The sequence below is a fragment of the Leeuwenhoekiella sp. LLG6367-2.1 genome (genome assembly GCF_045055775.1).
GTDB classification, from domain to species: domain Bacteria; phylum Bacteroidota; class Bacteroidia; order Flavobacteriales; family Flavobacteriaceae; genus Leeuwenhoekiella; species Leeuwenhoekiella aequorea.
In genome coordinates this window covers 2,765,332-2,779,265 of the sequence record NZ_CP159331.1, presented here as the reverse complement: position 1 = coordinate 2,779,265, position 13,934 = coordinate 2,765,332, and the positions used below count along the sequence as shown (strand labels likewise).

At 35.2% G+C, this 13,934-nt stretch carries 15 protein-coding genes; 7 read left to right on the top strand and 8 right to left on the bottom strand.

What is annotated here, in order from left to right; translation table 11 throughout:
• Positions 1 to 18 precede the first annotated feature (18 nt).
• Positions 19 to 1,953, bottom strand: coding sequence for an alpha-1,4-glucan--maltose-1-phosphate maltosyltransferase (locus tag ABVM53_RS12455; RefSeq protein ID WP_405326531.1), 1,935 nt, complete (start codon positions 1,951 to 1,953; stop codon positions 19 to 21).
• 181 nt (positions 1,954 to 2,134) lie between these two features.
• On the opposite strand from ABVM53_RS12455, the gene msrB (ABVM53_RS12450) reads away from it, so the two are divergent.
• The 5 genes from msrB (ABVM53_RS12450) to lpdA all read left to right on the top strand — a co-directional run bounded on the left by msrB (ABVM53_RS12450) (position 2,135) and on the right by lpdA (position 5,749).
• Positions 2,135 to 2,605: a peptide-methionine (R)-S-oxide reductase MsrB gene (msrB, locus tag ABVM53_RS12450; protein ID WP_405326528.1), complete on the top strand. Its 471-nt coding sequence runs from the start codon at positions 2,135 to 2,137 to the stop codon at positions 2,603 to 2,605.
• A gap of 67 nt (positions 2,606 to 2,672) precedes the next feature.
• The gene (gene msrB, locus ABVM53_RS12445) at positions 2,673 to 3,074 is read left to right on the top strand and encodes a peptide-methionine (R)-S-oxide reductase MsrB (protein ID WP_405326525.1); all 402 of its coding nucleotides are present in this window, start codon (positions 2,673 to 2,675) and stop codon (positions 3,072 to 3,074) included.
• Positions 3,075 to 3,175: 101 nt separating this feature from the next.
• Positions 3,176 to 3,691: a hypothetical protein gene (locus tag ABVM53_RS12440; RefSeq protein ID WP_405326522.1), complete on the top strand. Its 516-nt coding sequence runs from the start codon at positions 3,176 to 3,178 to the stop codon at positions 3,689 to 3,691.
• A 26-nt stretch (positions 3,692 to 3,717) separates the two neighbouring features.
• Positions 3,718 to 4,287: a uracil-DNA glycosylase family protein gene (locus ABVM53_RS12435; RefSeq protein WP_405326519.1), complete on the top strand. Its 570-nt coding sequence runs from the start codon at positions 3,718 to 3,720 to the stop codon at positions 4,285 to 4,287.
• 85 nt (positions 4,288 to 4,372) lie between these two features.
• On the top strand, positions 4,373 to 5,749 hold the full coding sequence (gene lpdA, locus ABVM53_RS12430) for a dihydrolipoyl dehydrogenase (RefSeq protein ID WP_405326516.1): 1,377 nt from the start codon (positions 4,373 to 4,375) through the stop codon (positions 5,747 to 5,749).
• 107 nt (positions 5,750 to 5,856) lie between these two features.
• On the opposite strand, the gene ABVM53_RS12425 is transcribed toward lpdA, so the two are convergent.
• From ABVM53_RS12425 to ABVM53_RS12410, 4 genes are all read right to left on the bottom strand, one after another.
• Positions 5,857 to 6,582, bottom strand: a complete 726-nt coding sequence (locus tag ABVM53_RS12425; protein WP_405326513.1) for a diphthine--ammonia ligase — start codon at positions 6,580 to 6,582, stop codon at positions 5,857 to 5,859.
• A 7-nt stretch (positions 6,583 to 6,589) separates the two neighbouring features.
• Positions 6,590 to 7,015: a type II 3-dehydroquinate dehydratase gene (aroQ, locus tag ABVM53_RS12420; RefSeq protein WP_371456822.1), complete on the bottom strand. Its 426-nt coding sequence runs from the start codon at positions 7,013 to 7,015 to the stop codon at positions 6,590 to 6,592.
• 97 nt (positions 7,016 to 7,112) lie between these two features.
• Positions 7,113 to 7,715, bottom strand: coding sequence for a porin family protein (locus tag ABVM53_RS12415; RefSeq protein ID WP_128757325.1), 603 nt, complete (start codon positions 7,713 to 7,715; stop codon positions 7,113 to 7,115).
• A gap of 337 nt (positions 7,716 to 8,052) precedes the next feature.
• The gene (locus ABVM53_RS12410) at positions 8,053 to 8,664 is read right to left on the bottom strand and encodes a porin family protein (RefSeq protein ID WP_371456202.1); all 612 of its coding nucleotides are present in this window, start codon (positions 8,662 to 8,664) and stop codon (positions 8,053 to 8,055) included.
• 108 nt (positions 8,665 to 8,772) lie between these two features.
• On the opposite strand from ABVM53_RS12410, the gene ABVM53_RS12405 reads away from it, so the two are divergent.
• Positions 8,773 to 9,669, top strand: coding sequence for a site-specific tyrosine recombinase (locus tag ABVM53_RS12405; protein ID WP_405326510.1), 897 nt, complete (start codon positions 8,773 to 8,775; stop codon positions 9,667 to 9,669).
• Positions 9,670 to 9,718: 49 nt separating this feature from the next.
• Here the strand turns inward: ABVM53_RS12405 and ABVM53_RS12400 are convergent, their stop codons facing one another.
• From ABVM53_RS12400 to ABVM53_RS12390, 3 genes are all read right to left on the bottom strand, one after another.
• Positions 9,719 to 10,081: a hypothetical protein gene (locus ABVM53_RS12400; RefSeq protein WP_405326507.1), complete on the bottom strand. Its 363-nt coding sequence runs from the start codon at positions 10,079 to 10,081 to the stop codon at positions 9,719 to 9,721.
• A 411-nt stretch (positions 10,082 to 10,492) separates the two neighbouring features.
• Positions 10,493 to 11,689: an ADP-forming succinate--CoA ligase subunit beta gene (gene sucC / locus ABVM53_RS12395; RefSeq protein ID WP_128757329.1), complete on the bottom strand. Its 1,197-nt coding sequence runs from the start codon at positions 11,687 to 11,689 to the stop codon at positions 10,493 to 10,495.
• Positions 11,690 to 11,787: 98 nt separating this feature from the next.
• Complete coding sequence (locus ABVM53_RS12390) at positions 11,788 to 12,444, bottom strand: LON peptidase substrate-binding domain-containing protein (protein WP_371456198.1); 657 nt, start codon at positions 12,442 to 12,444, stop codon at positions 11,788 to 11,790.
• A 147-nt stretch (positions 12,445 to 12,591) separates the two neighbouring features.
• Between ABVM53_RS12390 and lysA the strand changes: the two genes are divergently transcribed.
• Positions 12,592 to 13,809 (top strand): diaminopimelate decarboxylase, encoded by a 1,218-nt coding sequence (gene lysA / locus ABVM53_RS12385; protein WP_128757331.1) that lies wholly within the window; start codon positions 12,592 to 12,594, stop codon positions 13,807 to 13,809.
• Positions 13,810 to 13,934 lie beyond the last annotated feature (125 nt).

Genomic DNA, 13,934 nt, shown 5'->3' with positions numbered 1-13,934 from the left:
AGTTAGTTAGTTTTTATCTTATCTGGATATTTTGAAAATATGAAAAGGTAGCGTTGGATGCAGCTCAACATAATTCCACTCTTCTGCCCAATCGTACGTATTAGCCGTTATAAGATCTTCTACGCGAATATGGCTTCCGGGATTGTGCTGCATCAATTCATAAGGCAATCGTACCCTTGCCGCTTGTTTGTAATATGGATCAAGACTAACAATGATTAATAATTCATTGTTCATATGTTGATCCCATTTGTAATAAGCGATTAGACCCTCGTTACCAATATCACAAAATCTAATATTGGTTGTTTGTTGTAAGGCTGGTTGCTCATTACGCACTCGGTTTATCATTGTGATAAGGCGTATCAGCTTATTATCAATATTCCAATCCCAATGCTGAATTTGATACTTCTCAGAATTGTAATACTCCTCTTTCCCGGGCACTGCATCAGAAACCATAAATTCGAAAACAGGTCCATATAAACCTATATTACTACTCATCGTTGCAGCTAATGCATATCGTATGAGGTGCTGTGCTTCATTAGCTCCTTGTAAATGATACGGATTGATATCTGGAGTGTTTGGCCAAAAATTAGGACGGTAGTATTCTTTTTGATTGGTTTGAGTGAGTTCGGTCATATACTCAGTTAACTCGTGCTTACTGGTTCTCCAAGTGAAATAAGTATAAGATTGTGTATACCCCTCTTTTGCAAGTTGCTGCATAATTTTAGGCCGCGAGAATGCTTCCGCCAAAAATAAAACATCTGGATGCTTCTTTTTAATTTCAGAAATAAACCAATTCCAAAAGTAAAATGGCTTTGTATGCGGATTATCTACTCTAAATATTTTAACTCCAAAATCTATCCAATGAAAAGCTACACTTAGCAATTCATCCCACAGCCCTTGATAATCTTCAGACTCCCAATTGAAGTTTACAATATCTTGATATTTTTTTGGTGGATTTTCAGCATATTGCATGGTGCCATCCGGGCGTTTCTTAAACCATTTAGGATGCTTTTTTAAATATGGATGATCGGGTGCTGCCTGAAACGCAAGATCCATTGCTATCTCAATCCCTAATTTATTTGCTTCTTTTACCAGGCGCTTAAAATCTTTTTCCTTACCCAAATCCGGATGAATAGATTTATGACCTCCTAGTTTTGAACCTATACCCCACGGCACACCAGTATCTCCATCTTGAGCAGTCACCGCATTATTTTTTCCTTTTCGGTTTACCTCACCTATGGGATGAATAGGCGGAAAATAGAGTGTATCAAAACCCATCGCAGCTACACGAGGCAAAAGTCTCTCGCAATCTTTAAAAGTGCCGTGCTTGCCGGGTTCTTCACTAGCTGATCTCGGGAAAAACTCATACCATGTGCTAAAACCTGCTTTTTTACGATCTACATAAACCCGTAACACTTTACTATCTTTAGCAAACAATCTGGTAGGATGATCTGTAAAAATCTCGTGTAAATCTCCTGAAACAGCTAGTTCAATTGCTTCATTATAACGAGATTCATCAGCAAATACTTCAATGGCATTCTTCAGGTATTTCTTCCCTTCTTTATCCAGTTGTTTTGTAATTGCCTTTAGGTATTGTATCCCGTCTAGCAATTCGCTTTTTACGTGTTGACCATCTTTCAACTTAGCTTCTATACCGTGCTGCCAATTTAAAGCGTGATCTACCCATCCTTTAATTTTGTATTCATAAAAACCTTGTTGCTCTACATAAAACGCACCCGTATAAACATCATTAGGATGAGGAGTTAAGCGCACAGTAGACCAGTCAGAATCTTTTTCAGATTTAAAACATATTTCAGCCTGTATCACATCGTGTCCATCACCAAATACATCTGCTTTAATCTCTATGATCTCTCCTACAATTCTTTTAATAAAAAAGTCACCACCATCTAACTGGGGCTCTATATTTTGGATTACGATACGTTCTCGTGTCAAGATTGAATATTTTAAAAAGTTGATACATAAAATTAGCACTATTTAATTAGTAGCCTACGTAAAATAGTAATTTGACAAGTCATTAACAAAAACAGATGCTTGGTAAGCACTTTTTGTTAAATAAAACTTTAAGAAGCTTACAGCGAATCAGCTTTAAGTAATTTTATATAAAATTTGTTCTATGAAAAAATTAGTTCTAGCCTGCCTGCTTATATCATTAAGTGCTTGCAAGGGCACGGCACAAAAAGAAAAAAAAGAAACATTTGAAATAAATAAATCTGAATCTGAATGGAAAAAAACGTTGACATCTGAGCAGTTTTATATTTTAAGAGAAGAAGGTACCGAACGCCCCTTTAGTAGTGAATTATTATCTATTAAGGAAGAAGGTACGTATGTATGTGCAGCTTGTGAAACTCCGGTATTCAAAAGCAGCACGAAGTTTGACAGCGGTACAGGCTGGCCTTCGTTTTACGATTACATTAAAGGTAATGTAGCGTTTTCTACAGACCAGAAGTTAGGTTATACTCGAAGTGAAGAACATTGCGCAACCTGCGGGGGTCATCTTGGGCATGTATTTAATGATGGACCCAAACCTACAGGTAAGCGCCATTGTATCAATGGTGATGCTTTAAAATTTATAGCTGCTAAATAATCAAAACTATCAATAATATACCTGTTAGAATTTCTGTCCTAACGGAAATTAATAAATAAGATTTTTTATGAAAGAATACCCGATACAGAAAACAGATGCCGAGTGGAAAGAACTATTAGGACCAGAACGCTACTATGTTTTACGTCAAAGTGGTACCGAAAGACCACACACCGGTAAATACAATTTGCATTTTGATAAAAACGGAAGTTATCATTGTGGCGCTTGCGATGCAAAACTATTTGAGGCCAACAGTAAATTTGAAAGTGGCTGCGGCTGGCCAAGCTTTGATGAATCTATAGAAGGTGCCGTAGAATATGTACGTGATACCACATTAGGAATGATGCGTACTGAAATCTTATGTGCTAACTGCGGAAGTCACTTGGGTCATGTATTTGATGATGGTCCTACAGAGACCGGTCAACGCTACTGCGTAAACAGTGCTTCCGTAGATTTTGAGAAAGATAATTAATAGAGATATATCAAATAAAACGAATTAAGCACCAGCAGATTTATTTTTTGGAACAACTCTTGATACTTCTGTAACAGACAATCAAATTAAATTATATAGATATGAAAAAAATAACTTTAGTACTTAGCCTTTTTACACTAATTCTTGCATCATGTTCAGGTTCTGACGGAAGAGATGGTATTGATGGATTAGACGGATTGGACGCTCCAAAACCAACAGTTTTTGAAGATAGAGCAGATTATACATATAACGCAGACGGTAACATCTGGGTTTCTCAACTTTTCACGTTTGATGGTTCAGAACCGGGTGATGTTTATCTAGCATATATTTCATTAAATAATGATGGTGTATTTACTAATATGCCAACAAGTATTTTTGATGATCAAGGAGAATTTCAATATGTATTTGATCACGACTTTGATACCGTTGAAATGCAAATTATTGGAGATAGTGACTTAAGTGGTCTTGATGCTGCCAGTACAACTAATGTACAAATACGTATTGCTATAATCCCAGCTGATTTAGTAGGTAGTTTTGATCAAGCTGATTTTGCAAATTATGATTCATTAATGTCTGCTCTGGATATTCAAGAGTCTGAAATACAAACCTTAGATTAAGGTTTAAAGGTTAAAGAATAAAATTTATGAAAGGCTTACTCACGGAAATACGCAATTGTACCGTTTGTAAGCCTTTTTTGCCTTTAGGTGCTAACCCAATAATTTCGGCTACCTCAAAAAGTAAAATAATTTTAGCCAGTCAAGCGCCCGGAAGAATTGCTCACGAAAAATCTCTTGCCTGGGATGATCCCAGCGGCAGGCGTTTACGAGAATGGTTAGATGTTGAGGAAGACGTATTCTATAATCCCAATAATTTTGCGATTTTACCTCTTGGATTCTGTTTTCCGGGAAAGAGTAAAACGGGCGATTTACCGCCCAGACCCGAGTGCGCTCCGCTATGGCATCAGCAGGTTGTTGATCAATTTGAAGAAGATCCACTCTATATTTTAATTGGTAACCATGCGCAAAGCTATTATCTACAAGACAAGCTTTCTCTTACTAAGCGGATTCAAAGTTTTGAAAGTTACCTGCCAAAATATTTTGTCCTCCCTCACCCCTCACCCGTAAATCACTTCTGGATAAATAAAAATAAATGGTTTTTGACCGATGTAATTCCGCACTTACAACTCGAAATTAAGCGTCGATTGAACACGTAAAATTAGAACGAAATCGATATAAGTTCGTTTTCGTTTTTTAGGGTTTTTATGTGTAAATTTGCACCTTGAAAATTCACTGAAAACTATGAGTAAATACGATATTATTGTCTTAGGAAGTGGACCCGGTGGTTATGTTACAGCTATTCGTGCTTCACAATTAGGTTTTAAAACCGCTATTGTAGAAAAAGAAAGCCTTGGAGGTGTGTGCTTAAACTGGGGTTGTATCCCTACTAAAGCCCTTTTAAAAAGTGCCCAGGTTTTTGAATATCTGAAACATGCTGAAGACTACGGTCTTAAAGTAGAAGGTGCAGATAAAGATTTTGATGCCGTAGTAAAACGTAGCCGCGGTGTTGCAGAAGGAATGAGCAAAGGTGTTCAATTCTTAATGAAGAAAAATAAAATTGACGTTATTAACGGTTTTGGAAAACTAAAACCAGGTAAAAAAATAGACGTTGATGGTACTGAGTATAGTGCTGATAATATTATTATCGCTACTGGTGCTCGCTCACGTGAATTACCTAGTTTACCTCAAGATGGTAAAAAAGTAATAGGATATCGTGAAGCTATGACTTTAAAAGAGCAACCAAAGAGCATGATCGTAGTAGGATCTGGTGCTATAGGTTGTGAGTTCGGAAGTTTTTACAACTCTATGGGGACTAAGGTAACTATAGTTGAGTTTATGCCTAATGTTGTTCCTGTTGAAGATGAAGAAGTATCTAAACAATTTGAACGCAGCCTTAAGAAAACCGGTATTAAAATAATGACAAACTCATCTGTAGAGTCTGTTGATACTTCGGGTGAAGGTGTTGTTGCAACTGTAAAAACAGCTAAAGGAGAAGAAAAACTACAAGCAGATATTATACTTTCTGCAGTAGGTATTAAAACCAATATTGAAGGTATAGGCCTTGAAGATGTAGGTATTATTACAGATAAAGATAAAGTTATTGTAAATGACTGGTATCAAACAAATATGCCGGGTTATTATGCGATAGGTGATATTACTCCTGGACCAGCCTTGGCTCACGTAGCTTCTGCAGAAGGAATACTTTGTGTTGAAAAGATTGCAGGAATGCATGTTGAAAAATTAGACTACGGAAACATTCCGGGATGTACATACGCATCACCTGAGATTGCATCTGTAGGTATGACAGAAAAACAAGCTAAAGAAGCTGGATACGAACTTAAAATAGGTAAGTTTCCATTCTCAGCATCTGGTAAAGCAAGTGCTTCAGGTAACAAAGATGGTTTTGTAAAAGTTATTTTTGATGCTAAATACGGCGAATGGTTAGGCTGCCATATGATAGGTGCAGGTGTTACCGATATGATTGCTGAAGCTGTATTAGGGCGTAAATTAGAAACTACAGGTCACGAAGTACTCAAAGCTATTCACCCGCACCCAACGATGAGTGAAGCGGTGATGGAAGCTGTTGCTGCTGCTTACGATGAAGTGATTCATTTATAGGCACTCCCTATAAAATTATAATAAATAAAACCCTGTAAATCAATTGAATTACAGGGTTTTTTAGTTGTTTAAATTTAAGATATAATAGAGCTCAGACCTTAACTCTATTAAGTAGGTATCAAGTCGCAAAAATAAAACTGGGTATTCCAAGATTTTTTATCTTCAGAAAAGCAGTTATCGTCATCATTACTACTGGGTGTGTATGATCGTTCAACAATTTCTCCAACTTCAAAATTTATAGGTTTTGTAAATAAGGGTCCGTCAAATACAAACGTATGGAACTCTCCATTCTCACCACAGGGATCAACATCCTCCGGTAAATCATCTATAAATTGTTTATCTATAACTCGTCCTACAAAAGATTTATCGAGATGCTTAGCATTTACACAAACGGTAATTGCTTTAAATCCGTGGTCTATAAAGCTATGTATTAGTTCTAATGTGTTTCGTTTCCAAAGTGGAAAAACTGCTTTTATTCCTACACGATCTAATTGCTCTTCTCTATATGCTTTTAAGTCTTCAAGAAAAATATCTCCAAAAATACTATGCGTATTTCCCTCTGCCGCCAAAGCTTCCGTATTAGCTCCTAGTATCTTAGAATATTCAGCCATACTCACATTTCCTGAGAGAAATACTTTCTCTAGAGGTAAACCTAAACTTTCCGCCTGTAAATCTAAAAGAGCTTCTCTCAGACCGTGCATAGAAACACGATCAACATCAGAGTTTAATGTCGTTACTAGTTTTGTAATAGTATATTCTTGTTGCTTTAGAATCTCATAAAGCGCCAATGTGGAATCTTTACCACTACTCCAATTAAAATATGCTTTATTCAAATTGATATTATAAAAAAGATTTAATGGCCAACTCGTAACTTTTAAGACCAAAACCTACAATAATTCCTACTGCATTCTTTGATATATAGGAGTGATGACGAAAGGACTCACGTGCAAATGTATTAGATATATGCACCTCCACAACCGGAACAGAAATAGCAGCAATAGCGTCACCAATACCTACTGAAGTATGTGTATAAGCAGCAGCATTTAAAACAATACCGTCAAAAACACCTTCGGCTTGTTGAATTTTAGTTATTAAATCTCCTTCACTATTAGACTGAAAATAAGAAAGTTCTGTTTCCTTAAACTGAAATTGTAATGTAGAAAAATAATCTCCAAAACTTTGATTTCCATAAACACCGGGTTCACGGGTACCCAATAGGTTTAAGTTAGGACCATTTATGATAAGTATTTTAAGTTCTTTTTCCATCATTTGAAATTAAGTAAGTAAAGGTAAATTAAAATCAAAGCAAAAAAAAACCTCGCGAAGCGAGGTTTTAGTTGGTTGATTGGTTTGTTTAGTATGATTAAAATACAAAACCTACACCTGCTTGGATAGCGTAGTTATAAGCTTTTACATCATCGTAGATTTTTGTAAAACCTCTTGTGTAACGACCTTGAATAAAAAGACCGTTGTCAAATTTGTATTCTAAACCTGCTGCAGTACCAAATTCAAAATCATTAGCACCGTCAACAATGTTTATATCTCCACCATTGTTTGTTGGTTCATAATCGATTTCTTCATTAACTAAGAAGTTAAAAGAAGGACCTGCTTGTAAGCTTAGACCGTCTACTAAATATATTTTAGCTAATAATGGTACTTGAATGTAATCTAATTGGTATTCTGTGTTGTCATCAATATCAAAAATATTATCCTGATCGATTGTAGCGATAGTTGCTCCTTGTGCAGAATAAATAACCTCTGGTTGTATAGAGAAGTTTTCAGCAATAGGAAATTCTGCTACTAAACCTGCATAAAATGCTGTTCTTGAATCTGGATCGTTTGAATCATCTCCAGCAATATTTGCGAAGTTAACACCACCTTTTACTCCAAATTGAAATGACTCTTGAGCTTTAGCTGTAGTAGTTCCTAAAGCAATAATACTTGCAATTAAAATTAGCTTTTTCATAAATTGTTTGTTGTTTATAATTCTCTGCAAAGCTATATTCTGTAAGGGTTAACGAATGCTAACACTTCTTTAATATTATCTAAATAATTGCCAATTGGGAATACCTTTTCATTCTAAAACTAAACGTTTTGAATCTCTGCTGTTTACCATTTTTACCACAAATTATTCCGCATAAAATACCACTGCAACTCTTTGAAATCTATAATCTTGCAATTTATTGCCTCTTTTTGAAAGTATTTTTTAATTGTTAAAATGTGTTAATTAAAAATAGTCAGATTTAGTATTTGTAGAAAAAAAAGCACCCCAGTGGGGTGCTCTCATCTATATATTTTGATTTCTAGTTAAAGATAAAACCAATTGATGCAGAAAAAACGCCGTTCTTAGCATCAAGAGCCTCTGTATCTACGTTGTCTCCATTATCGTAAACGTCAGAAAAACCTTGAGTATAACGTCCGTTAAGATAAAGACCTCCATCAAATTTGTAACCTAGACCTACGGCACCACCAAAGTCGATATCATTAAAGTTATCTTCATCGATATCTACACTACCATTAGGACCATCTAATTGACTATCTACAAGAAATCCTATTTGAGGTCCTGCCTCCACATACAATCCCTTAACTAGATATAATTTTGCTAATACAGGAACATTAATATAGTTCAATTGAAATTCTGTATCCTGCTCATCATCTCTTTGCACAAGATCAAAACCTTGTCCAGAGTAAAATACTTCTGGTTGTATAGCAAATCTTTCAGTTACCGGTATTTCTACAAGAGCACCAATATTAAAAGATGTTCTTGCATTATCATCGTCAAAGCCATCTCCCCCATCACCAGTGAAGTTAGCAAAGTTTACGCCACCTTTTATACCAAAAGCTAATTCACTTTGCGCCATTAAAGCGGTAGAACCTGAGACAAAAAGTATCGCTGCAATAAATAATTTTTTCATAATTATAAGTTTTAGATTTGAAGCAAAGCTAATTTCAATCTGTTTCAAAGATTATTAACGGAGTTATAATTAAATTTTAAAATATTCCCAAAACCACATTGTTTATTGATGAATTGGCAAAAAACATTAAAAGATTATCAAGCTTATTTAAGATTAGAGCGCGGTTTATCAGAAAATAGCATTATTAATTATATATATGATATTCAGAAATTAATAAATTGGGTAGCTGGTACTAATTCTCAATGCTCTCCTGTAACTATTAGTCAAGAACTTATTCAGCAGTTTATATACAACGCAGCTAAAGATCTCAATGCTACTTCACAATCCCGATTGATTTCTGGCCTAAAAGGTTTTTTTGATTACCTAGTTTTTGAAGATTACCGCAAGGATAACCCGACAGATTTAATCGAATCACCTAAAGTAGGACGCAAATTACCAGACACCTTATCTGAAGAAGAAGTAAATTCTATTATTGAAGCCATCGATTTAAGTTCGCCTCAAGGTGAACGCAATCGCGCCATTATAGAAACTTTATACGGTTGCGGATTACGGGTTTCTGAGCTACTTAATCTCAAATTGTCTGATCTCTTTTTTGAAGAAGGATATATTTTAGTTACGGGGAAAGGAGATAAACAACGATTTGTACCTATCGCTCCAATCACCCAACACTATATTAAAATATATAGAGATGAAATACGCATTCATGAAAATCCAAAACCACTATTCAAAAACATACTATTCTTAAACAGACGTGGAGCACAATTAACACGTGCGATGATATTTACCATTGTAAAACAGAATACTAAAAAAGCGGGGATTCAAAAAACAATTAGTCCGCATACCTTTAGACATTCATTCGCGACACATCTATTACAAAATGGTGCAGATTTACGGGCTATACAATTAATGCTGGGACACGAAAGCATAACGACTACAGAAATTTATATGCATCTAGACCGAACACATCTCACAGAAGTTATGAATACCTATCATCCCAGAAAATAAAGCATAAAAAAAACCGGTATAAAACCGGTTTTATAAACAAACCAACTAATTAGTCTGTAACAACTAATCGTAGGGGGAGAAAGTAAGTTTGCCCCTTAATAGCCTTTGCCTTTAGTTCTTTGTAATTCAATGTATTTTGTATTGAATTCTTAATTGCAGCGTTATCTGTTTTCACATTAAGCACTACAATTTCATTTTCAGAATTTACAGTAAAGGCAATGTTTACAGTAGTCTCCTGAGCCACTTTAAAACGTGAATTACTCAATAAATCCACTAATTGCTTATTCATAGAAGCCTTCACTTCTTTACTAGTAGTTTTACTAGTGGGTTCTGTAGGATCCACAGAATTGGCTGTTAAGATTGCTGAACTGCAAATCGCAAATGCGAGCATAAAAATTTTGATTGTCTTCATAATATTTGATTTTTGATTGATGTATTATAAAGACGAATGGCTTAAAAAACTGTTACACTAAGTCTATTTACTTAACAGATTTTTAACTTTTCAAGTGACTGATCATCAGTGATCTGTATATTTTTTCCAAAGAAAAAGCCCAACTTAACAGTTGAGCTCTTTCCCCTAACTAAACGAAAATCATAGATAAACTTATTTCTTCAATTTACCTATTATACTTATATATTGATTGATACTTAAAAGACGCTTGAAAGTTCTAATCGTTACACCCACAATCTATTTTAACAGGTTATTAACTTCATTTATATCCTTTTATGTAATGTGTCGCAATTTAACTTACTCACTACTGTAAATTCCAAAAAAAAAGGCTCTCCTAATTGAGAGCCTTTAAATATCCTAGTTGAACTAAGACTATAAATTAGCAAGTACTTTTTGTACTTTATCTGCTGCTTCCTGAAATTGGATTGCACTTTGAACGTCTAGACCACTGTTGTCTATTAATTCTTTTGCGATATCAGCATTTGTTCCTTGAAGACGTACAATAATAGGCACGTTAATAGTTCCCATATTTTTATAAGCATCTACAATACCTTGAGCAACGCGGTCACAACGAACGATTCCTCCAAAAATGTTTACAAGAATAGCCTTTACATTAGGATCTTTAAGAATAAGTTTAAATGCAGTTTCAACACGCTCTGCATCTGCAGTACCACCTACATCTAAAAAGTTTGCAGGTTCACCACCAGCTTGCTTAATTAAATCCATAGTTGCCATTGCAAGACCAGCTCCATTTACCATACATCCTACGTTTCCGTCAAGATCTACGTAGTTAAGGCCTACTTCTTTTGCTTCAACTTCAACAGGGTTTTCTTCGCGAGTATCACGCATAGCTGCATAATCTTTATGACGGTAAAGTGCATTATCATCTAAAGACACTTTAGCATCAACAGCTAAAATTTTATCATCACTTGTTTTTAATACTGGGTTGATTTCAAATAGAGATGAATCTGAATCTGAGTATGCTTTATAAAGAGCTGTAACAAATTTTGTCATTTCCTTGAAAGCCGTTCCACTTAAACCAAGGTTAAAAGCAATACGTCTTGCCTGAAAAGGTAATAACCCTGCAGCAGGATCTACTTCTTCAGTATATATAAGATGTGGCGTTTTTTCTGCTACTTCTTCAATATCCATTCCACCTTCGGTAGAATACATAATCATATTTTTACCAGTACCTCTGTTTAATAAAACAGACATATAATATTCTTCTGGCTCACTGTCTCCAGGATAATAAACATCTTCAGCAACTAAAATTTGATGTACCAGTTTACCTTCAGCAGATGTCTGTGGAGTAATCAGATTCATTCCGATAATATCTCCAGCAATTTTTTCTACTTCTTGTAAATTCTTGGCAAGTTTTACACCACCACCTTTTCCTCTACCACCGGCGTGTACCTGAGCTTTAATTACATGCCATCCGGTACCTGTTTCTTCAGTAAGTTTTTTTGCAGCTTCAACAGCTTCCGCCGGACTACTTGCAACTTTACCGCGCTGTATGCGCACTCCAAAACTATTTAGTATTTCTTTTCCTTGATATTCGTGTAGATTCATAATCAGGCGTTTCTATGTATTTGAATTTTGCAGAGCAAAAATAAGTATTTTAAGGCAAACCCTACTAGTAAAATAGTTGGGATTTCAACCTTAATAAACTATTCTATATCACCTAGTGTATAGTCTGTAAAATCTAAAGGATTAAAGTTTTTAAAATGACCGTTGAGTTCTATAAGTCTGCGTGTACGATTTATCTCTTCAACCATAGGTATGGTAGCAGATAAATGATCTATTAGATAAATATAACGATCAGCTTCGTTTTCCATTTTAATAAGCTTTAGCTCCTGCTCTATCGAAAGACCTAATTTATGCGCAAAACTAAAACTGGTCACTTCGTCTGCTAGAAATACCGGCGCTTCTACTTGTAGTGCTTCATAAAGACGTAGAACTAATTTAATAAAAAGTAATTTTTGATTTGTCGTACCATTTTTAATATCATCTAGAAACTGTACTTCTGCACCAGCGTAAAGTCTATCTGAAAGAGTAGGTTGAAAATCTAAAATTTTAAAAACGCGTATACCCTCACAAACCACATCACTAGCACCGCTTGAATATTTTTTATCGACTTTTACAAGTTTAACTTCGGTACCGTATGCTAGAGTTTTCTCTATATAGGCTGGTATGCCAAAGGTTATCTCGTATTGTTCGCAGTCATTTACAAGTTGTTGATACCTGTCTTCAAAAATATGTAAAGCCAATCGTTCTTCTGGAAAGACGACCATCTCCAATGGAAACATTGCTAATGTCGTTGTCATATCACTTCTTTTTATCGTGAAAATAACTAATTACTGTTCAAAAATTAATTTTTTACTATTTCTCTAACAGATTGATCAATTTTTGAACTTGTTAGGTGCTTAAGTAGATATTCTATATTAGATTTGCACGTTTAAAGTCTTACAGTTATGACCAATCAAAATCTTCTAGCAATTGCTAAAGAATACGGTAGCCCGATATATGTTTATGATGCTGCTAAAATAGAATCACAATACAACAGATTAACGGGTGCATTTAAAAAGGTAAAAGAATTGCGTATTAATTATGCGGTTAAAGCCCTTTCTAATATGGCAATACTTCAACTTATTCACGGTTTTGGTGCCGGTCTTGACACGGTAAGTATCCAAGAAGTACGTTTAGGTCTTGCAGCAGGCGTAGATCCTTCAAAAATTATGTTTACTCCTAATGGTGTTTCTCTTAATGAGTTAGAAGAGGTTGCTAAAATGGGGGTACAGATTAATATAGATAATTTATCTATTCTCGAACAATTTGGTACCAAGCACCCAAAAACTCCTGTTTGTATACGTATCAACCCTCACGTTATGGCTGGAGGAAATTCTAATATTTCTGTAGGTCATATAGACAGTAAATTTGGAATAAGTATTCACCAGATTCCGCATCTGCTACGAATAGTTGAAAACACAAAGATGAATATCAACGGTATTCATATGCATACGGGAAGTGATATTCTCGATATAGATGTATTCTTACACGCTGCAGAAATTCTTTTTGATACGGCCAAAGATTTCAAAGACCTTGAGTTTTTAGACTTTGGAAGTGGTTTTAAAGTACCTTATAAGCCTGGAGATATTGAGACCGATATTGAAGAACTTGGCGATAAGCTATCGACTCGGTTTAACGAATTTGCAAAGGCGTATGGGAAACCGCTTACTCTTGTTTTTGAACCCGGAAAGTTTTTAGTAAGTGAAGCCGGCAAATTCTTAGTAAACGTAAATGTTATTAAGCAAACTACTTCTACAGTATTTGCTCAGGTAGATAGTGGCTTTAACCACTTAATACGCCCTATGCTTTATGGAAGTCAACATGAGATTCATAATATTTCAAACCCCTTAGGACGCGAACGCTTCTATTCGGTAGTAGGATATATTTGTGAGACAGATACTTTTGCGACAAACCGAAGAATCCCTGAAATTGCCGAAGATGATATATTAGCATTTAGTAATGCAGGTGCATACTGCTACAGTATGGCAAGTAATTATAATTCTCGATATCGTCCTGCTGAAGTATTATTTATGGATGGAGAAGCACATTTAATAAGAGAACGTGAGACATTTGAAGATCTCTTAAAGCATCAAATCCCTCTGAAACAAATAGAAAATGCTTAACTATATGTGAGTTTTATTTTCACATACGTTTATAAAAAAAATAATGAGCCCTGAAGCTTTGCTTCAGGGCTCATTATTTTTTTCAATTTCAGCGAATTCATCAGCACTTGAACTGATAAAATGAT

Bases quoted from the DNA above. Each gene is read 5' to 3' on its own strand.
- msrB (WP_405326528.1), top strand. From the start codon at position 2,135: ATGAAAAAATTAGTTCTAGCCTGCCTGCTTATATCATTAAGTGCTTGC.
- msrB (WP_405326525.1), top strand. From the start codon at position 2,673: ATGAAAGAATACCCGATACAGAAAACAGATGCCGAGTGGAAAGAACTA.
- ABVM53_RS12440 (WP_405326522.1), top strand. From the start codon at position 3,176: ATGAAAAAAATAACTTTAGTACTTAGCCTTTTTACACTAATTCTTGCA.
- ABVM53_RS12435 (WP_405326519.1), top strand. From the start codon at position 3,718: ATGAAAGGCTTACTCACGGAAATACGCAATTGTACCGTTTGTAAGCCT.
- lpdA (WP_405326516.1), top strand. From the start codon at position 4,373: ATGAGTAAATACGATATTATTGTCTTAGGAAGTGGACCCGGTGGTTAT.
- aroQ (WP_371456822.1), bottom strand. From the start codon at position 7,015: ATGGAAAAAGAACTTAAAATACTTATCATAAATGGTCCTAACTTAAAC.
- ABVM53_RS12415 (WP_128757325.1), bottom strand. From the start codon at position 7,715: ATGAAAAAGCTAATTTTAATTGCAAGTATTATTGCTTTAGGAACTACT.
- ABVM53_RS12410 (WP_371456202.1), bottom strand. From the start codon at position 8,664: ATGAAAAAATTATTTATTGCAGCGATACTTTTTGTCTCAGGTTCTACC.
- ABVM53_RS12405 (WP_405326510.1), top strand. From the start codon at position 8,773: ATGAATTGGCAAAAAACATTAAAAGATTATCAAGCTTATTTAAGATTA.
- ABVM53_RS12400 (WP_405326507.1), bottom strand. From the start codon at position 10,081: ATGAAGACAATCAAAATTTTTATGCTCGCATTTGCGATTTGCAGTTCA.
- sucC (WP_128757329.1), bottom strand. From the start codon at position 11,689: ATGAATCTACACGAATATCAAGGAAAAGAAATACTAAATAGTTTTGGA.
- ABVM53_RS12390 (WP_371456198.1), bottom strand. From the start codon at position 12,444: ATGACAACGACATTAGCAATGTTTCCATTGGAGATGGTCGTCTTTCCA.
- lysA (WP_128757331.1), top strand. From the start codon at position 12,592: ATGACCAATCAAAATCTTCTAGCAATTGCTAAAGAATACGGTAGCCCG.